This is a genomic window from Streptomyces fractus, from assembly GCF_049844455.1.
GTDB lineage: Bacteria > Actinomycetota > Actinomycetes > Streptomycetales > Streptomycetaceae > Streptomyces > Streptomyces fractus.
On record NZ_JBMYHI010000002.1, the window covers coordinates 6,481,524 to 6,500,514 of the forward strand.

Annotated in this window: 17 protein-coding genes and 1 pseudogene; 11 read left to right on the top strand and 7 right to left on the bottom strand. The window is 72.1% G+C overall.

Going from position 1 to position 18,991, the window contains the following annotated elements:
- Positions 1-131 precede the first annotated feature (131 nt).
- The 5 genes from ACP4E5_RS31300 to ACP4E5_RS31320 all read left to right on the top strand — a co-directional run bounded on the left by ACP4E5_RS31300 (position 132) and on the right by ACP4E5_RS31320 (position 7,284).
- A complete protein-coding gene (locus tag ACP4E5_RS31300) occupies positions 132-1,460 on the top strand; it encodes an MFS transporter (protein ID WP_425834513.1) in 1,329 nt (442 codons plus the stop codon).
- A gap of 112 nt (positions 1,461-1,572) precedes the next feature.
- Complete coding sequence (locus ACP4E5_RS31305; protein ID WP_425834515.1) at positions 1,573-3,231, top strand: acyl-CoA dehydrogenase family protein; 1,659 nt, start codon at positions 1,573-1,575, stop codon at positions 3,229-3,231.
- Positions 3,224-4,420 (top strand): CaiB/BaiF CoA transferase family protein, encoded by a 1,197-nt coding sequence (locus ACP4E5_RS31310; protein WP_425834517.1) that lies wholly within the window; start codon positions 3,224-3,226, stop codon positions 4,418-4,420. The genes ACP4E5_RS31305 and ACP4E5_RS31310 overlap by 8 nt, the downstream gene beginning before the upstream one ends.
- 95 nt (positions 4,421-4,515) lie before the next feature.
- Positions 4,516-5,706 (top strand): lipid-transfer protein, encoded by a 1,191-nt coding sequence (locus ACP4E5_RS31315; protein ID WP_425834519.1) that lies wholly within the window; start codon positions 4,516-4,518, stop codon positions 5,704-5,706.
- A gap of 108 nt (positions 5,707-5,814) precedes the next feature.
- Entirely contained in the window at positions 5,815-7,284 is a 1,470-nt protein-coding gene (locus ACP4E5_RS31320; protein ID WP_425834521.1) for an MFS transporter, read from the top strand.
- A gap of 40 nt (positions 7,285-7,324) precedes the next feature.
- On the opposite strand, the gene ACP4E5_RS31325 is transcribed toward ACP4E5_RS31320, so the two are convergent.
- The 3 genes from ACP4E5_RS31325 to ACP4E5_RS31335 are packed head-to-tail and all read right to left on the bottom strand — an operon-like array spanning position 7,325 to position 9,995.
- The gene (locus tag ACP4E5_RS31325) at positions 7,325-7,957 is read right to left on the bottom strand and encodes a response regulator (protein WP_425841778.1); all 633 of its coding nucleotides are present in this window, start codon (positions 7,955-7,957) and stop codon (positions 7,325-7,327) included.
- Between the two features lie 47 nt (positions 7,958-8,004).
- Positions 8,005-9,276: a sensor histidine kinase gene (locus ACP4E5_RS31330; protein ID WP_425834523.1), complete on the bottom strand. Its 1,272-nt coding sequence runs from the start codon at positions 9,274-9,276 to the stop codon at positions 8,005-8,007.
- Positions 9,273-9,995, bottom strand: coding sequence for an ABC transporter ATP-binding protein (locus ACP4E5_RS31335; RefSeq protein ID WP_425834525.1), 723 nt, complete (start codon positions 9,993-9,995; stop codon positions 9,273-9,275). Before ACP4E5_RS31335 ends, ACP4E5_RS31330 begins: the two co-directional genes overlap by 4 nt.
- 333 nt (positions 9,996-10,328) lie before the next feature.
- Between ACP4E5_RS31335 and ACP4E5_RS31340 the strand changes: the two genes are divergently transcribed.
- From ACP4E5_RS31340 to ACP4E5_RS31350, 3 genes are all read left to right on the top strand, one after another.
- Positions 10,329-11,183, top strand: a complete 855-nt coding sequence (locus ACP4E5_RS31340) for a MaoC/PaaZ C-terminal domain-containing protein (protein ID WP_425834527.1) — start codon at positions 10,329-10,331, stop codon at positions 11,181-11,183.
- Positions 11,184-11,252: 69 nt separating this feature from the next.
- Positions 11,253-12,329, top strand: coding sequence for a Zn-dependent alcohol dehydrogenase (locus ACP4E5_RS31345; protein WP_425834529.1), 1,077 nt, complete (start codon positions 11,253-11,255; stop codon positions 12,327-12,329).
- A gap of 99 nt (positions 12,330-12,428) precedes the next feature.
- On the top strand, positions 12,429-13,367 hold the full coding sequence (locus tag ACP4E5_RS31350) for a 3-oxoacyl-ACP reductase (protein WP_425834531.1): 939 nt from the start codon (positions 12,429-12,431) through the stop codon (positions 13,365-13,367).
- 96 nt (positions 13,368-13,463) lie between these two features.
- Here the strand turns inward: ACP4E5_RS31350 and ACP4E5_RS31355 are convergent, their stop codons facing one another.
- A complete protein-coding gene (locus ACP4E5_RS31355; RefSeq protein ID WP_425834533.1) occupies positions 13,464-13,634 on the bottom strand; it encodes a hypothetical protein in 171 nt (56 codons plus the stop codon).
- Between the two features lie 55 nt (positions 13,635-13,689).
- A complete protein-coding gene (locus ACP4E5_RS31360; protein WP_425834535.1) occupies positions 13,690-14,850 on the bottom strand; it encodes a hypothetical protein in 1,161 nt (386 codons plus the stop codon).
- A 200-nt stretch (positions 14,851-15,050) separates the two neighbouring features.
- Between ACP4E5_RS31360 and ACP4E5_RS31365 the strand changes: the two genes are divergently transcribed.
- The 3 genes and pseudogenes from ACP4E5_RS31365 to ACP4E5_RS31375 form a co-directional block, all read left to right on the top strand.
- Complete coding sequence (locus ACP4E5_RS31365) at positions 15,051-15,926, top strand: Nif3-like dinuclear metal center hexameric protein (RefSeq protein WP_425834537.1); 876 nt, start codon at positions 15,051-15,053, stop codon at positions 15,924-15,926.
- Positions 15,923-16,666 carry a zinc ribbon domain-containing protein gene (locus tag ACP4E5_RS31370; RefSeq protein ID WP_425841781.1) on the top strand — a complete coding sequence of 248 codons (744 nt, stop codon included), beginning with the start codon at positions 15,923-15,925 and terminating at the stop codon, positions 16,664-16,666. Before ACP4E5_RS31365 ends, ACP4E5_RS31370 begins: the two co-directional genes overlap by 4 nt.
- A 94-nt stretch (positions 16,667-16,760) precedes the next feature.
- A pseudogene (locus ACP4E5_RS31375) lies at positions 16,761-17,402 on the top strand (histidine phosphatase family protein); the annotation flags it as partial.
- Between the two features lie 4 nt (positions 17,403-17,406).
- On the opposite strand, the gene eda reads toward ACP4E5_RS31375, so the two are convergent.
- Both eda and yaaA read right to left on the bottom strand, forming a co-directional pair.
- A complete protein-coding gene (gene eda, locus ACP4E5_RS31380) occupies positions 17,407-18,051 on the bottom strand; it encodes a bifunctional 4-hydroxy-2-oxoglutarate aldolase/2-dehydro-3-deoxy-phosphogluconate aldolase (RefSeq protein ID WP_425834539.1) in 645 nt (214 codons plus the stop codon).
- Positions 18,052-18,133: 82 nt separating this feature from the next.
- Positions 18,134-18,925: a peroxide stress protein YaaA gene (gene yaaA / locus ACP4E5_RS31385; RefSeq protein WP_425834541.1), complete on the bottom strand. Its 792-nt coding sequence runs from the start codon at positions 18,923-18,925 to the stop codon at positions 18,134-18,136.
- Between the last annotated feature and the right edge of the window lie 66 nt (positions 18,926-18,991).

Genomic DNA, 18,991 nt, shown 5'->3' on the forward strand with positions numbered 1-18,991 from the left:
GGCCCCGGAATTGGTCTTGGACAGCGCCTAATGCGTGCGGGCAGAGTGATCCACGTCTCGCGACGGAGCGTGCACGGGCCGCGGTGTCCGCGCCGGAAGGGCGGGACCCGCCGCACCGAGAGGACGCTCGCATGCAGCAAGACGCCCCCGCCCAGCCCGCCACCGACTCCGCACCGGACCCCGCTCTCGCCAAGGACGCCCGCCGCGCCGGAGTCACCGCGTTCGTCGGCACCACCATCGAGTGGTTCGACTTCTACATCTACGGATCGGCCTCCGCGCTGGTCCTCGGCAAGATCTTCTTCGCCGACGCCTCGCCCGCCGTCGGCACGCTCGCGGCCTTCGCCACGTTCTGGGTCGGCTTCCTCGCCCGACCCCTCGGCGGCCTGATCTTCGGGCACTTCGGCGACAAGTACGGCCGCAAGAAGGCCCTGATCACCACGCTCACCATGATGGGCGGCGCCACCTTCTGCGTCGGGCTGCTCCCCGGCTACGACAGGATCGGCGCCGCCGCGCCGATCCTGCTCGTGCTGCTGCGCATGATCCAGGGGGTCGCCATGGGCGGTGAGTGGGGCGGCGCCGTGCTCATCGCCACCGAATACGCGCCGCCCAAGCGGAAGTTGCTGTACGGGGCGTTCGCCCAGCAGGGCTCGCCGGTCGGCAATCTGCTCGCCACGCTCTCCTTCCTCGGCATCGCCCAACTCCCGGACTCCGCCTTCGAGTCGTGGGGGTGGCGGGTGCCGTTCCTGTTCTCGGCGGTGCTGGTCGCGGTCGGGCTCTTCATTCGGCTCAAGCTCGCCGAGACGCCCGAGATGCGGGCCGCGCTCGCCCGGAACAAGCCGGTCAAGCTGCCCATCAAGGTCGTGCTCAGTCGCTATCCGCTGCTGGTGTTCCTGGGGGTGCTCGCGGGGACGGCGGGTGTCGCCATCACCTACGTGAAGACGACGTTCGCGTTGTCGTGGGCCACGTCCGACCTGGGCTTCGACCGGTCGACGTTCCTCACCGTCATCTCGCTGGCGCTTGTGGTGCAGGTGATCGTGCAGCCCTTCGGCGCGGTGCTCGCGAGCAAGTGGCCGGTGCGCAAGGCCGTGTTGTGGATGCTGCTCCCCGAATTCGTGGTGCTGCCGGTGATGTTCATGCTGGTCGGCACGGGGAACTTCTGGCTCGCTGTGCTCGGCATGGGGCTGGCCACGTTCCCGCATGCCATGTACTACGCGGCGCTCGCGGGGATCCTCGCGCGTGTCTTCCCCGTCGAGGTGCGGTACACCGGGATGTCGCTGTCGTACCAGTTGTGTACGACGCTTTTCGCCGGTACCGCGCCGATCGTGTCGCAGTACCTGTTGACGTCCGTCGGGTCGATCTGGCCGGTGGTCGGGCTCGGTCTGGCGTATACGGCGATCACCTTGGCGGGGGTGCTGCCGCTCTTGGCTCGGACCGGCTCCCTTGCGCCCACCCGTGCTTGACGCCACGGGGCTCCGCCCCGGACCCCGCTCCTCAATCGCCGGAGGGGCTTGAAAGATCGGGGCAGCGCCCCGTGGCCGTGACCACTTCCAACCTGACACTTGGAGTCGACGCATGAATTTCGCCGATCGCGACCCCGCCCTCCGCCCCCTCCTCGACCGCGTGCTGTCCGTCGAGGACCGCGACCGGATCGAACCCCACCTGGTCGAACTCGGAGAGCTGGCCGGTGGTGAGCTCGACCGGCAGGCTGCCCTCGCCGACGCCAACCCGCCTCGCCTCGTCCAGTACGCGCCGGACGGCGAACGCGTAGACGAGGTCGCCTTCCACCCCGCCCACGACAAGGCCGCCGCCATCGCCTACGAGCGCTTCGGCCTCGCCGCGATGTCCCACAGACCCGGCGTCCTCGGCTGGCCCACCAAGGTCCCGCACACCGTCAAGTACGCCCTGTCCTACCTCTACGTACAGTCCGAGTTCGGCATGGCCTGCCCGCTGTCCATGACCGACTCCGCCGCCCGCATCCTGCGCCTCTTCGACCCCGAGCGGTACGCCGACGAGATCGCGGCCCTGTCGTCCACGGACCCCGAACTCCGGTCCACCGGTGCGATGTTCATGACGGAGAAGCAGGGCGGAACGGACGTAGGGCTGACCGAGACCGTCGCCACCGACCGGGGTGGCCATTGGACCCTCACCGGCAAGAAGTGGTTCGCCTCGAACCCGTCCGCCGACGTCATTCTCACCCTCGCCCGCGTACCGGGGCAGGGCGAAGGGACGCGCGGCCTCGGGATGTTCCTCGTGCCCCAATTTCGCCCCGACGGCACCCGCAACGCCATCCGCATCGACCGCCTCAAGGACAAGCTGGGGTCCCGGTCCATCGCCAGCGGCGAGGTCACCCTTGACGAGGCGTACGCGACGCCCGTCGGTCAACTCGCCAACGGGTTCCGGCAGATGGCCGAGATGCTCAACGTCTCCCGGCTCTCCAACGCCATGCGCGCCACCGCCCTGATGCGCCGCGCCGTCCGCGAGTCCGTCGACCACACCCGCGCGCGCCACGTCTTCGGCAAGTCGCTCTTCGACCAGCCGCTGATGCGGGCGACGCTGCTCCCGATGATCCTCGACACGGAGGCCGCGCTGCACCTCGTGCTCGAAGCGGCGGCTCGGCTCACCGCCGCCGATGCGGGTGACGGGGCCGCCCGCGCGCTCGTCCGCGTCCTCACGCCGCTCGCCAAGCACACCCTGTGCAAGCGCGCCCGCACCGTCACCGGCGAGGCCATGGAGATCCGCGGCGGCAACGGCTACATCGAGGACTGGGTCAACCCGCGCCTCGTCCGCGACGCCCACCTCGGCTCCATCTGGGAGGGCTCATCGAACGTCATCGCCCTCGACGTGCTGCGCTGCATGCGCCGCCAGAACGCCCATGCCACCCTCGCCGACACCTACGGCGACCGCCCGCGGACCGCGGACCGGTGGGCGCTGCTCCGCAAGAAGGGCGACGAACTCCTCCAACTCCCGCAGGACGAGCAGGAGATGAGGATCGGCCGGTACGCCGACGAGCTCACCCGCGCCGTCATGGAGACCCTCCTGTACGACCAGGCGGACCACGAGACCCGTACGAGCGGTGACGGCCGCGCGCTCCTCGTCGCCCGCGCGTACACGGCGCTGACCGACGACCAGGCCGCGCTGCCCCGCCCCGCCCTGGACCACTTCGCCGCGCTCGCCGATGGTGGACGGGTCCCGCTCGCCGATCTCTCGTCCGAGGAGGCCCACCGTGCCTGACACCACGCCGCTGACCGGCATGAAGGTCGTCGACCTGTCGAAGATCCTCGCAGGTCCGTACGTCACCATGTCGCTCGCCGACCTCGGCGCCGACGTCATCAAGGTCGAGCACCCCGAGGGCGGCGACCCCACCCGCTCCTGGGGCCCGCCCTTCAACGGCCCCGACGCCACCTACTACTTGGCGGCCAACCGCAACAAGCGCTCCGTGGCCCTCGACCTCAAGTCCGATGGAGGGCAGGAGGCCGTGCACCGGATGCTCGCCGACGCGGACGTCATGGTGGAGAACTTCCGCCCGGGCTCGTCCCTCGCCCGCCTCTTCGACTACGAGGAGCTGAGCGCCCGCTACCCGCGCCTGGTCATCCTGCACATCTCGGCCTTCGGCGACACGGGACCGCTGCGCGACGAACCGGGCTACGACATGGTGGCGCAGGCGAGCGCCGGACTGATGTCGCTGACCGGTGAGCCCGACGGGCCCCCGGTCAAGGCGGGTTACGCGATGGGCGACCTCGGCGCCGCCCTCTTCGGCCTCATCGGCGTCAACGCGGCCCTCGTCGAACGCGAGCGCACCGGCCGCGGCCAGTACGTCACGACCTCCCTCTACGAGTCCCAACTCGCCCTGCACATCAACTGGGCGACCGGCTACTTCGCGACGGGCGAGCGGCCCACGCGCCTCGGTTCGGGCCACCCCAGCCTCGTCCCGTACCAGGCGTACCGGGCAGCCGACGGGCACTTCGTGATCGCGGTCGGCAACGACAGTTTGTTCCGGCGCCTGGTCACCGCGCTCGGCCGTCCCGAGTGGGCGGACGACGAGCGCTTCGCGAGCAACCGGGACCGGGTGACGCACCGTACGGCCCTGAACGCCAAGCTGGAGGCGGTCCTCGTCGACGAACCGGTGGCCCACTGGGTGGGTCTCCTGAAGCCGCTCGGCGTGCCCGTCACGGCCATTCGCACGCTCGACGAGGTCTACGACTGCCCGCAGACGGCGGCCCTCGACATGGTGCAGAAGGTCGACCACCCGGACGTGGGACCGCTGGAGCAGGTCGCGTTCCCCGTCACGTTCCGCGGCGCCCGCCCGCCGGTGCGCTCCGCGCCGCCGACCCTGGGTCAGCACAGCCGGGAGGTACTGGCGGAAATCGGTTACGGAGAGGCGGAGATCGACCGCCTGCTGGGCCCCGGAGGCGCTGCGTAGGCCTTCCGCTCGTCGGCTCACCCTGCCACTATCTGACGAACCGTCAGGTAGTGAACCGTCAGGTAGTGAAGGCAGTGGCAGGAGGGCGCGCAGCCATGAAGTCGTACATCGTCGGCGTCGGCATGACCAGGTTCGAGAAGCCCGAGACCCGGGACTGGCAGTACTGGGACATGGTGAAGGAGGCGGGCGGCGCGGCCCTCTCCGACGCCGGGATCTCCTACACGGACGTCGAACAGGCCCCCGTCGGCTACTGCTTCCAGGCGTCGACGGCCGGCCAACGCGCCGCGTACGAACTGGGGTTGACCGGCATACCGGTCTACAACGTCAACAACAACTGCGCGACGGGTTCGACCGCGCTGATGATGGCCCGCCAGTTCGTCGAGGGCGGCATCAGTGACTGCGTGCTCGCGCTCGGCTTCGAGAAGATGCAGCGCGGCGCGCTCGGCGGCGGGGCCGACGGGGGTGACTTCAAGACCTCGCCCGTCGCCCGGCACTACGGGATCATGGCCGCCCGCCACGGCTTCGAGATGAGCCCGCCGACCGCCCAGATCTTCGGCGACGCGGCGCGCGAGCACATGGAGAAGTACGGCACGACCGAGGCGCAGCTCGCGGCGGTCGGCGCCAAGAACCACCGGCACTCGGTGAACAACCCGTACGCCCAGTTCCAGGACGCGTACACGGTCGACGAGATCCTCGCCGCCAAGACCATCCACTCGCCCCTCACCAAGCTCCAGTGCTCACCCACATCGGACGGCGCGGCGGCGGCGGTCGTCGTGTCCGAACGCTTCGTGGAGGAGCGGGACTTGGGCGACAAGGCGGTCGAGATCGCCGCCCAGTCGATGACGACCGACACGGAGGAGTCCTTCGCCTCCGGATCGTGCATCGACGTGGTCGGCCGGCCGATGTCCCGGGAGGCGGGCCGGCAGGTGTTCGAGGCGTCGGGCCTCGGCATCGAGGACGTGGACGTCGTCGAGCTGCACGACTGCTTCTCGGTCAACGAACTCCTCACGTACGAGGCGCTCGGCATGTGCGCGGAGGGCGAGTCCGGCAAGCTCGTCGAGTCGGGCGCGACGACGTACGGCGGGAAGTGGGTCGTGAACCCCTCCGGCGGCCTCATCTCCAAGGGGCACCCGCTGGGCGCGACCGGCATCGCCCAAGCGGCCGAGCTGACCTGGCAGTTGAGGGGCGAGGCGGGCCCGCGCCAGGTGGACGGCGCACGGGTCGGCCTCGCGCACAACATCGGCCTCGGCGGCGCGGCGGTGGTGACGATGCTGCGGCGGGCGTGAGGCCCGCGAGCGGGGGACCTAGGACTGTGGACCTATGCCCGGCGACCCACCCCTGCTGCGGCGAAATCCGGATGTACGGGGTGCCGGGCGACTGAGACCATGACACGCATGGCCCAGACTCCCTCCGACGCCGCCTCCGCAGCGGCCTCCGACGACGCGATACGTTCCCGTGGCCGCGCGCCCGCCGCCCCGCCCGCCTGGCTGGTGGTGGCCGTGGCCTGCGCCGGACAGTTCCTCGTCGTCCTCGACGTGTCCGTGGTGAACGTGGCGCTGCCCTCGATGCGCGCCGACCTCGGGCTGAGCGCGAGCGGGTTGCAGTGGGTGGTGAACGCGTACTCGATCGCGTTCGCCGGATTCATGCTGCTCGGCGGCCGGGCCGGCGACCTCTTCGGCCGCAAGCGGATGTTCCTGGTCGGGCTCGGCCTGTTCACGCTCGCGTCGCTCGCGGGCGGGCTCGCGCACGAGGGCTGGCAGCTGCTCGCGGCGCGGGCGGTCCAGGGCCTCGGCGCCGCGGTCCTCGCCCCGTCGACCCTCACGATCCTCACCTCCGCCGTCCCGGAGGGGGCCGCGCGGGCGCGGGCCATCGCGACGTGGACGGCGGTCGGCGCGGGCGGCGGCGCGGCCGGCGGGCTCGTCGGCGGCGTGCTCACCGAGGGGCTCGACTGGCGCTGGGTGCTCCTGATCAACGTTCCGCTGGGCGCGGTCGTCCTCGCGGCGGCGGCCCGCTGGATCCGGGAGTCCCGCGCGGGCGGCGAACGCCGGCTCGACCTGCCCGGCGCGGTGCTCGTGACGGCGGGCACGGCGGTCCTCGCGTACGGCATCGTGCAGACGGAGGAGCGGGGCTGGGGCGACGCGGCGACGCTGGTGCCGCTGGCGGCCGGGCTGCTGCTGGTCGCTTCGTTCCTGCTGGTGGAGGCCCGTACGCGACTGCCGCTGATGCCGCTCGCGCTCTTCAAGGTGCGCTCGGTGGCGGTCGCCAACGCGGCGATGTTCGTGTGCGGCATGGGCTCGTTCGCCATGTGGTTCTTCATGACGCTGTACGCGCAGAACGTGCTCGGCTACACGCCGATCGAGGCCGGACTCGCGCTGGTGCCGAGCTCGCTCGCGGTCGTCGCGGGCTCGAAGTTCGCGCCGCGCCTCATGCCGCGCTACGGCGCGCGGAACGTGGCGGCGGTGGGTGTCGTGGTGACCGCGGCGGGTTTCCTGTGGCAGTCGACGATGACCGCGGACGGCGCCTACGTCACCACGATCATGCTGCCCGGGATCGTGATGATGGCGGGCGCCGGCTGCGCGATGACCCCGCTGGCCTCCCTGGCGACATCCGGCGCGGCGCCGGGCGACGCGGGCCTGGTCTCCGGCCTGGTCAACACGTCCCGCACACTGGGCGGTTCACTGGGCCTGGCCATCCTGTCGACCGTGGCGACGACCCGCTCCGAAGGCTCCACGAACCCGACCGCCCTGACCCACGGCTACGCGGCAGCATTCGCCACGGGCGCGGGCATCCTGGTGGTAGCGGCAGTGGTGATCCTGGCAGGCCGAATAAGCCCCGCCGACACATCAAGCCCCGCCGGCGATTGAGGCGCGGGGTCCGGGGCGGAGCCCCGCGACCGCACCCCCGTCACAGCCACCCCTGCTCACGCGCGGAGCGCAACGCCTCCGTCCGATTCCGCGCCCCCGTCTTCCCGATCGCCGCCGACAAGTAATTCCGCACGGTCGACTCCGACAGGTGAAGCTCCCCGGCAATGTCGGAGACGGTCGCCCCGTCCGCCGCCGCCCGCAGCGCATCCGCCTCCCGCGACGTCAACGGGCTGGGCCCCGCGCCGAGCGCCGCCGCGGCGAGCGCGGGGTCGACGACCGTCTCGCCGCGCAGCACCTTGCGGATCGACTCGGCGAGCTCCTCGACGGGGCCGTCCTTGACGAGGAACCCGGCGGCCCCGGCTTCCATCGCCCGCCGCAGATAGCCGGGCCGCCCGAAGGTCGTCAGGATCAGGACCCGGCAGTCCGGGACCTGATCGCGCAGTTCGGCGGCGGCGTCGAGGCCGCTGCGGCCGGGGAGTTCGATGTCGAGCAGCGCGACGTCGGGGCGGTGGACGAGTGCGCTGTCGACGATGGCGTCCCCCCTCGCGACCTGGGCGACGACCTCCAGGTCGGCCTCGAGCCCGAGCAGCAGCGCGAGCGCGCCCCGCATCATGCCCTGGTCCTCCGCGAGCAGTACGCGGATGCACTTGGCGGGGCGGTGGTCCTGCGGCATCTCGGTCACGGGGGAGAGGTTACGGGGAGCGGGGGCGCGGCGCGGTGTCATGCGGGCGCGCTCAGCGCGCCTCCGGCCACCGGTTCCCGTTCGTCGGCCGGCAGCTCGGCCCGTACCTGGAACCCGCCGCGCGGCCCCTCGCCCGCCTCCAGGAAGCCGCCCGCCGCGGCGAGACGCTCGGTCAGCCCCTTGAGGCCGGTGCCGGGCGCGGTGGTCGGCGCGGGCCCCGCCCCGTCGTCCGTGACCCGGAGCCGGACCCGGTCGGCCGTGCCGTCGACGGTGATCGTGCAGGTGGTGGCCGCGCTGTGCCGGATCGCGTTCGTGACCGCCTCCCGGACCACCCACCCGAGCAGCGCCTCCGTACGCGCCGACAGGGGCGGGCCCGACTGCCGTACGACGGGTTCCATGGAGGCCGCCGTCAGGGCGGAGCGCGCCCGGTCCAGCTCAAGGGCGAGGCTGCCCTCGCGGTAGCCGGTGACCGCCTCGCGGATCTCGGTGAGCGCCTGCCGGCCCACCGCCTCGATGTCGGTGACCTGTTCGAGGGCGGCGTCCATGCTGCGGGGTGCGAGCCGCCTCGCGGCCTCCGACTTCACCACGATCACCGACAGCGTGTGGCCGAGCAGATCGTGCAGGTCGCGGGAGAAGCGGAGCCGTTCCTCGGCCACCGCGTTGCGCGCCAACTCCTCGCGGGCCGCCCGCAGTTCACGTACGGTCTCGGAGAGCGACAGGATCGCCGCCGTCACCATCGTGGACAGGAACGTGCCGTATCCGACGCTCGCGCCGCTGCTCGGGTCCTGCGAGCCGGCGATGGCGCCCCCGAGCACGGCGAGCCCGATGCCGACCCTGCCGAGGTTCCGTCCGCGTACCGCCGCGCCCGTCGCGAGGCCGAGCAGCGGGAAGAACGCCACCCAGCTCCCGCCGTACAGCAGGGACAGCGTGCAGGTCACCGCGGTCATCACGAGCAAGGCCACGCGCGTGGAGCGGGAGTCCCGTGCGGCCGGGGCGAACGACCGGAACACCACATAGATGTAGAGCGAGTTGAAGGTGAGCAGGCCCACGCCGCCGATCCACGGGTTCGGGGTGTCGCCCTGGACCAGGTTGGAGAAGGCGCCCATGCCCAGCAGCAGCCAGGGCAGCAGGGTGAACCCGCTCAGCCGCGGACCGCCGAGGTGCTCGCCGGGCCACTGCTCTCCGCGCGCCTTGCGCGCCGCCTTGGCGCACTTGTACTCGGCCTTCCACTCGTCGCGGTTCGCCTTCCACTCGTCGCGCGCCGCGAGCCCGGCACGCGCCTGCCCGGCGAACCGTTGCCACCACTTCATGTCGATCCTTCTCCGTTGCTCAGATGGTGCGCGTGTTCAGATGGTGCGTGTCCGTCGGCGACCGCCGTGCCGAGCTGCGCGAACCGGTTCGTGGGCGTGAAGGACGAGACCTTCTGGAGCCAGTCGGGGAACAGCGCCACCACGATCCGGTCGGCGTTGGCGTCGGCCTCCTCCGGGTAGTGCGTCGAGAACAGCACCGTGTGGCCGCGCCGCGCGTACGCCCGCATCGACGTCCAGAACGCGTGCCGGGCCTCCACGTCGAGCGCGGCGGTCGGCTCGTCGAGCACCAGCAGCGCGGGGTTCCCGGCGAGCGCCACCGCGAACCGCACCCGCTGTGTCTGGCCGCCGGACAACTTGTCGACGCGCCGCCCCGCGAGCTCCTCGATCCCGGCGAGCCGCAGCGCGTCCCGCACGTTCATGGGCGCGGGATAGCGGCGGGCCACGAAGTCGACCAGCTCGGCGACCGTCACCCGGGGCACGGCCCGCCCCTCTTGCAGCATGGCGCCGACCCGCCCGTCCCGTACGGCCGTCACCGGCGCCGTACCGAACAGCTCCACGCGCCGCTCGTCCGGCTCGTCCAGGCCGAGCAGTGCCACGGTCTCGCCCGCGGCGATCTCCAGGTCGAGCCCGTCGACCGCGCGGACGTCCCCGAATGTCTTGACAGCCCCCGTGAAGGACACGGCCGGTGCCGATGTCGCCTCTGTCGCTTTCGTCGTCATGACCCTGAAGGTACGGGGCACGGCCCGGGGAGCGGCAGATCCGGTTGTCCGCACCTCGCCGGTACAAATGTCACCGGCGGACGTCACCGGCACGCCTTCTGACGTGCCGTCAGAAATCTGCGCCACGGCCCTTCCCAAGCCATGCGCTCTTGGTTATACATGGGGTCGCCGGGGGAATTGGAACCTGTTCTACCCGGCCCGTGACGACCTCGGTGCGACCGACGGTGCGGACGGCCGCACCGAGGTCTCAAGCCAGCAGGAACCAGTAGGAACCAGCGAGAACCAGCAGGAACCGGCAGGAAGCAGCAGGACCAGCCTTAGGAGCGCCAGCGCATGCCCATCGACGCCGCGAAGGCCGTAGCCGCAGAGCCCAGGTCCGCCGAGATCACCTGGGACCACAAGGACATCCAGCTCTACCACCTGGGTCTCGGCGCGGGCGTCCCCGCCACCGACCCCGACGAGCTGCGCTACACGCTCGAGTCGAAGCTGCACGTCCTGCCGAGCTTCGCGACCGTCGCGGGCGCCGGCATGGGCGTCGTCGGCGGCCTGTCAGCGCCCGGCATCGACGTGAACCTCGCGCACGTGCTGCACGGCGGCCAGACCATCGAGCTGCACCGCCCCATCCCGGTCAAGGGCAGGGCGACCACCACCTCGCGCGTCGCCGCCGTCTACGACAAGACGAAGGCGGCCGTCCTCGTGCTGCGCAGCGAAGTCGCCGACGCGGACGGCCCGTTGTGGACCAGCGACTCCCAGATCTTCGTCCGCGGAGAGGGCGGCTTCGGCGGCGACCGCGGGCCCTCCGAGCGCCTCGAGGTCCCCTCCCGCGCACCCGACCGCACCGTCGAGCGGACCATCCGCGAGGACCAAGCCCTCCTCTACCGCCTCTCCGGCGACTGGAACCCGCTGCACGCCGACCCCGAGTTCGCCAAGCTGGCCGGCTTCGACAAGCCGATCCTGCACGGCCTGTGCAGCTACGGCATGACGCTGAAGGCCGTCGCGGACACGGCCCTCGGCGGCGACGTCTCCCGCATCACCCGCTACAGCACGCGCTTCGCCGGGATCGTCTTCCCCGGCGAGACGCTGCGCGTGCGCATGTGGGAGCAGCCGGGCCGCGTGCAGGTCACGGTCACGGCGGTGGAGCGCGAGGACGCGCCGGTACTCGCCGACACACTCGTCGACCACAACTGACCACCGGTACACGCGACCGGTACACACCGACGACAGGCACGACAGCGACGTACGAAGGAGCCGCACCCCATGCGAGCAGCCGTACTGCACGAGATAGGCCAGGACAAACTCGAGGTACTGGACGACGTCGAGGCGGTCGGCTTCGGTCCGGGCAAGGTGCGGGTCCGGCTGCGCGCCACGGGCCTGTGCCACTCCGACGTCTCCGCCATGAACGGGGTGCTGCCGCAGCCCGCCCCGTTCATCCCCGGGCACGAGGGCGCGGGCGAGGTCGTCGAGGTCGGCGACGGCGTCACGAACCTGGCCCCCGGCCAGCGGGTCCTGATGTGCTGGCTGCCCGCCTGCGGCACCTGCCCCGCGTGCAAGCGCGGCCAGACCGAGCTCTGTCTCGCCGGTTTCATGAACGCGGGCACCCCCAACTTCAAGCGTCCCGGTGGTGACGTCTTCGGCTTCGCAGGGACCGGCACCTTCACCGAGGAGGTCGTGGTCAACGCGGCGTGCGCCGTGCCGATCCCCGACGACGTGCCCTTCGACATCGCGGCGCTCATCGGCTGCGGAGTCACCACCGGGCTCGGCGCCGCGATCAACACGGCGGACGTGGCGGCGGGTTCGTCCGTCGCCGTCATCGGCTGCGGCGGCGTCGGCATCTCCGCGATCCAGGGCGCGCGGCTCAAGGGCGCGGCGGAGATCGTCGCCGTGGACCCGGTGGAGTCGCGGCGCGCGTCGGCCCTCAAGTTCGGTGCCACGAAGGCGATTTCCCCGGACGAGCTGGCCGACGCCAAGCAGAACATCACGGCCGGCGAGGGCTTCGACTACGTCTTCGAGGTCGTCGGCAAGTCCGCCACCGCCCGCACGGCGTACGAGACGACGCGACGCGGCGGCACGCTCTGCGTCGTCGGGGCGGGCGCCATGGACGACTTCCTCCAGCTCAACATGTTCGAGCTGTTCTTCGACGAGAAGAAGATCCTGCCGTCGATGTACGGCGGCGGCGACGTCCTCCAGTCCTACGAGCGCGCGATCGCCCTGTGGCGGGCGGGCCGCATCGACCTGGAGTCCCTGATCACCCACCGCGTCCCGCTGGCGGACATCAACGAGGCCCTCGACCAGATGCGCACGGGTGTCGCTCTGCGGACGTGTATCGAGCTGTAGCCGCACCGGCGTCGCGGCCTCGGGGCGCTGCCCCGGACCCCGCTGCTCAATCGCCGCAGGGGCTTGATCTGCCCACCCAACGAGAGGAAGCGGAACCGCATGTCTACGCCGCTCACCGGCCGCACCGCCATCGTGACCGGAGCCGGCCGCGGCCTCGGCCGCGCCGAAGCCCTCGAACTCGCCCGCCTCGGCGCCAACGTCGTCGTCAACGACTTCGGCCAACCGGGCCGCGACGGCTCCGGCGAGGCCGCACCGGGCCCCGCGGAGCAGGTCGTCGCGGAGATCGAGGCCGCCGGCGGCACCGCCACCCCGCACACCGGCGACGTCGCGGACCACCAACAGGCCCAGGAACTCGTCCAGTTGGCCGTCGACACGTACGGCCAACTGGACATCCTCGTCAACAACGCCGGCATCCTCCGCGACCGCATGATCTTCTCGATGACCGAGGAGGAGTGGGACTCGGTCATCCACGTCCACCTCAAGGGCCACTACAACACCAGCCACTTCGCGGCCCGCCACTGGCGCGAGGCCTCCAAGGCGGCCGGCGCCCCGGTCTACGGGCGCATCGTCAACACCTCGTCCGAGGCCTTCCTCGCGGGCTCGGCCGGCCAGCCCAACTACGCCGCCGCGAAGGGCGGCATCGTCGGGCTCACCACCTCCACCGCGCTCGCCCTCGCCAAGTACGGCGTCACCGCCAACGTCATCTGCCCGCGCGCCCGCACCCGTATGACGGAGGACGTCTTCGCCGGGTTCGCCGAGCCTGAGGACGGGCTCGACCCGCTCGCCCCCGAACACGTCGCCCCGCTCGTCGGCTACCTCGCCTCGCCCGCCGCCGCCAACGTCAACGGCCAACTGCTCGTCGTGCACGGCGGCATGGTCGCCGTCGTCGACCGGCCCAGGGTGCAGGCGAAGTTCGACACGGCCAAGGACGCGTTCACGTACGACGAACTCGACGCGCTGCTCACCCCGCACTACAAGGACCGGCCCCCGAACGAGACGTTCGCGGCCTCGGAGGTGCTCGGCCTCAAGCACGGCTGACATCGCGCGCGGGACGACCCGTCCCGGACACGACTGAGGGGCCCGGCTGGTGCCGGGCCCCTCAAAGTGACGTTTCTTCACGTCGAGTGTCGAGCGTTACGCCTCGTCGGCACGCGCCCCACGGTGCCGCCCGCGCGGCCTCGACTCCTGGTCGCCGCCCGCCGTGGGCGACGAGGACACCTCGCCGCGGTGCCGACCCGAGCCGACCCGCGCGTAGCGCGCCGCCTCCGTGCCGCCCTCGACATCCGTGCCGTTGCCTTCCGTCATCGGAACATTCACCCCGTAAACACGTACAAGATCCTTCAGTTGCAGCCGGGCGAGTCTAACGGTCCGTGTCACGGCCACCGAGGGGTGCCTGTGCCAGCGGGACGGGGCGTGTCGCGACGGGCTCCGGAGGTGCCGGCTCCGCCTTCGCCTCCTGTCGCCGCGGGCCGGGTTCGGGCGCCGCGAACCGCGCGAGACCGCACGGCACCTCTTCCGTGACGTACGGGAGGGAGAGCACCCCGTCGCGCGAGAAGAAGCCGCTGCCCGAGAGCCAACCGGCGGGCGCCGCGACCTGGTGCATCCGGCCCTCCGCGGGCCGCCACAGGCCGAGCCACGGCGAGCCGCCCTCCGTGCTCGCCACGCGCAGCGCCACCGCGCAGCCCTCCGGCATCAGCGACTGGCCCGGCTGGATGGCGAACGGGGTCAGCTCGCAGTCGGCGAGGCGCAGCGACTCCGGGAAGCGGATCGGCAGCGTACTGCCCAACACGCCCCAGCCGAGCCGGAGTTCACCCGGCGTCGGGGCGTCCGAGCGGAGCAGGATCAGGCCGCTGTCGAGGTCGGCGACGAGCAGCCGGTCCTCGCTGTCGTCGGCGATCTGGAGGAGCGGGGAGACCTCGCCGCCCCGGTCCAGATCCACCACCACCGTCTTCACCGGGCCGCCGCCGTCCGCGTCCGAAGGCGCGCGGTCGAGCGCGAGCAGCCGGGCCTCGCGGGACAGCCAGACCCCGCCCGAGCAGTGCCCCGGCACCTCGGCGAGCAGCTCGGGCCCGGACCCGCCGCCCACCACCTGCCACACCGCCGTCGACTCCTCGCCGGGCGCCAGCGCGTACGCGCACCGCCCGTCCGGCGCGGGCGGCAGCAGGGAGAGCTCCTCGCACTCCACGGCCCCGAGCGGCACCTCGCCCGTGCCGGGCCCCGTCGGGTAGAGCAGCGAGAACATCTGGCGCCCCGCCGCGGCGCGCTGGATCAGCACCCGGCCGTCGGTCAGGGGCAGCACCGCGGTGCCGGGCTCCTCCGGCTGGGGCCCCGGCAGCGGGACCGCGTACGGCTCGGGTCCGTCCAGGGTCCAGCGCTCGGGGAACCAGGAGTCGGCGCTCGCGCCGTGCTGAGCGAGCCGTGCCGCGTACGACGCGTCCATCGTGAGCACACATCCGGTGTGCGGCGGTCGTGGCTGCGTTTCTGGCGTATCCGACGTGGGTTCGGTGGCCAGGGCCGTCATGGATCAGTCACCTCCGCTTGTTCGGGCCGACGCTAGTTTTCGCACGAACCTCCGTGGCACCTCGCGCCCGCCGTTTCACACGAAAGGTGGGCCATGCCCCGAATTGGCTGTGAACCGCGGGTCCCGTGTGCTCTCCTGCTCCTTCGCTCCGGTCAGGCCGGGCTTGGAGGTGGGGCGGGCGGCGCAGGTAACCTGGGTGCGTGCCCCGTCTGTCTGAAGTAACCGCCGCCCTCGAAGCCCTCTGGCCCCCGGCCCTCGCCGAGGGATGGGACGCGGTCGGCACGGTCGCCGGGGATCCGGACGCCGAGGTGGGCCGGGTGCTCTTCGCGGTCGACCCCGTCCAGGGAATCGTCGACGAGGCGGTGAAGCTCGGCGCGGACCTGCTGGTCACCCACCACCCGCTCTACCTGCGCGGTACGACGACGGTGGCCGCCTCGCACTTCAAGGGCCGCGCCGTCCACACACTGATCAAGAACGACATCGCGCTGCACGTCGCGCACACCAACGCCGACAAGGCCGACCCCGGCGTCTCCGACGCGCTCGCGGGCGCGCTCGACGTCCGCGTCGTCCGCCCGCTGGTCCCGGACCCCACCGACCCCGCGGGACGCCGCGGCCTCGGCCGGGTCTGCGAGCTCGAGCACCCGCTGACGCTGCGCGAACTCGCGGGCCGCGCGGCCGACCGGCTGCCGCCGACGGCGCAGGGGATCCGGGTGGCGGGGGACCTCGACGCGACGGTGCGTACGATCGCTGTGAGCGGTGGCTCCGGCGACAGTCTCTTTGACGATGTACGTGCCGCGGGTGTCGACGCCTTCCTCACCGCGGACCTGCGCCACCACCCGGTGAGCGAGGCCCGCGAAGCTGTGTCTGATTCCTCTGCTCCTCTCGCGCTGCTCGACGCGGCACACTGGGCCACCGAGTGGCCCTGGTGCGAGCTGGCCGCGGCTCAGCTCGACGAGATCTCCGACCGTGAGGGATGGGGCCTGCGGGTCCACGTCTCGAAGACGGTCACCGATCCCTGGACCGCCCACGCGGCGTCCTCCCCCCAGTCTGTTTCTACTTTTGGAGCCCCCAACTGAACGCCGCGCCCGCCGATCAGATCCGTCTTCTCGACGTCCAGGACCTGGACACCCGTCTCCAGCAGCTCGCCCACAAGAAGCGGTCGCTGCCCGAGCACGCCGAGATCGAGTCGCTGACCAAGGACCTCACGCAGCTGCGCGACCTGCACGTCGCGGCGACGACCGAGGAGAGCGACTGCGCCCGCGAGCAGACCAAGGCCGAGCAGGACGTCGACCAGGTCCGCCAGCGCGCCGCCCGCGACCAGAAGCGCCTCGACTCCGGCGCGGTCACGTCCCCCAAGGACCTGGAGAACCTTCAGCGCGAGATCGCCTCGCTCGCCAAGCGCCAGGGTGACCTGGAGGACGTCGTCCTCGAGGTCATGGAGCGCCGCGAGTCCGCGCAGGAGCGCGCGGGCGAGCTGGCCGAGCGGGTGTCCTCGGTGCAGGCCAAGGCCGACGACGCGATCTCGCGGCGCGACGCGGCGGTCGCCGCCATCGACGCCGACCTGTCCTCCGTCGCCAAGGAGCGCGAGGTGGTCGCCGGGTCGATCCCGGCGGACCTGCTGAAGCTGTACGACAAGCTTCGCGAGAAGGAGGGCGGGGTCGGCGCGGCCAAGCTGTTCCAGCGGCGCTGTGAGGGGTGCCGGCTCGAGCTGAACATCACTGAGGTGAACGAGGTTCGCGCGGCCGCGCCCGACGCGGTCCTGCGCTGCGAGAACTGTCGGCGGATTCTGGTGCGGACGTCGGAGTCGGGGCTGTAGGCCACTCCAGCCCCGCCGGCGTTTGAGGCGCGGGGTGCGGGGCAGAGCCCCGCGACCGCAACGCCGGTGCGGCCTGCTGAAAGGGAAAGATGTGGCACCCCCAGACCTCGGGTCACCTTCGACGTTCGTGCTGCTGCGGCACGGGGAGACCGCGCTGACTCCCGAGAAGCGGTTCTCCGGGAGCGGGGGCGCGGACCCCGAGCTTTCCGACGTCGGGCGGCGGCAGGCCGAGCAGGCCGCCGACGCCCTGGTCGCCCGCGGTGACATCGACGTGGTCGTGGCCTCGCCGCTCGCCCGCTGCCGGCAGACTGCCGAGGTCGCCGCCGGGCGCCTCGGGCTCGATGTGCGGGTCGACGACGGGCTGCGCGAGACGCACTTCGGGGCGTGGGAGGGGCTCACGTTCAAGGAGGCCGGCGCCCGCTACCCGGACGACCTGAACGCCTGGCTCGCCTCGCCCGACGCCGCCCCGACCGGTGGCGGCGAGAGTTTCGCCGAGGTCGCCGAGCGGGTCGCCGAGGCCCGGGACCGGCTGACCGTCGCGTACCGGGGGCGCACCGCCCTGCTGGTCAGCCATGTGACGCCGATCAAGACGCTGGTGCGGCTCGCGCTCGGCGCCCCGGCCGAGGCCATGTTCCGCATGGAGCTCGCGGCGGCGTCCCTGACCACGGTCGCGTACTACGCGGACGGGAACGCGAGCGTGCGCTGCCTCAACGAGACAGCGCACCTCAGGTCGTAGGGGCTCAGCGCAGCGACGACGCCTCGCGGGCCAGGGCCTCCACCCGGCCCCAGTCCTTCGCCGCGATCGCGTCGGCCGGGAGCATCCAACTGCCGCCCACGCAGCCGACGTTCTTCAGCGCGAGATAGCCGGGCGCGTTGGCCGGCGAGACGCCGCCCGTCGGGCAGAAGCGAGCCTGCGGCAGCGGTCCCGCCAGCGACTTCAGGTACGCGGTGCCGCCCGCGGCCTCCGCCGGGAAGAACTTCATCTCGTGCACGCCGCGCTCGAGCAGCGCCACGACCTCCGACGTCGTGGAGACGCCGGGCAGGAACGGCACGCCCGACCCCTTCATCGCGTCGAGCAGGACGTCCGTCCAGCCGGGGCTGACCAGGAAGCGGGCGCCCGCTGCCACCGAGTCGGCGACGTTCGCGGGCGAGATCACGGTGCCCGCGCCGACGACGGCCTCCGGGACCTCGGCGGCGATCGCCCGGATCGCGTCGAGCGCGGCGGGCGTGCGCAGGGTCACCTCGATGGCGGGGAGGCCGCCCGCGACGAGCGCACGCGCGAGCGGCACCGCGTCGGCGACGTCCTCCACCACGACGACGGGGACGACGGGGGCGAGATCCAGCACGGAGGCGGAGCCGGCAGAGGCGGCGGCAGTCGAGGTCATGGCCCCATCCTGCCTCGCCCGCAGCAACATGCGCAAAGGGCGTTGCACATGCTGCAATCGCAGGGTCGAAGGGCGGCGGGTCTCAGTGGACCTCGTCCACCAGCACGTCCAGGTTCCACGGCCGCCCGGCCTTCGCGGGCTCCTCGACCTCCACGGCGTACCCGAGCTCCCGCAGCACGTCGACCAGCTCGGCGGGTCCGGTCGGAGCGGCCCCCGCCATCAGCAGCGACCGGACGATCCGCCCCTTGGTCGCCTTGTTGAAGTGGGAGACGACCTTGCGGGTCGGCGCGTGCAGCACCCGCACCGTCGCCGTCCGCTCCGCGACCGTGCCGTCGCCGGGCTTCGGCTTCCACGCGCTCGCGTACGCCGACGAGCGCAGGTCGAGCACGAGCCCGTCCCCGGCGGCCGCCGGCATCACCTCGGCCATCGGCCCGCGCCAGTACGCCCCGAGCGCGCCGAGCCCCGGCAGCTTCACGCCCATCGAGCACCGGTAGGAGGGGATCCGGTCGGTGACGCCGACCGCGCCCCACAGCCCGGAGAACACGAGCAGCGACCTGGCCGCCCGCTTCTTCGCGGCCGCGTCGAGGGAGGCCAGGTCCAGGGCGTCGTACAGGACACCCGTGTAGATCTCGCCGGCCGGGCGCGCGCCCGCCGTGCGCAGCTCCGCGTTCTTGGCGATCTCGCCGCGCAGCCCCTCGCTCAGGCCGAGCACCTCGCGCGCCTTCTCCTCGTCGGCCGCGCACAGCTCCACCAGCTCGTCCAGGACGGCCGCCCGCGCCTCGGCGAGCCCCGGCAGCGAGAGGCCCTCCGGCTTCAGCGGCGCCCCGCGTCCGGAAGCGGCCTTACCCTCGGACGGCGGCAACAGCACAAGCACGGGGCACTCCTCAAGCACGTACGGGAACACGGGTCGATCGACGCACCAGCGTACGGCGTGCCGACC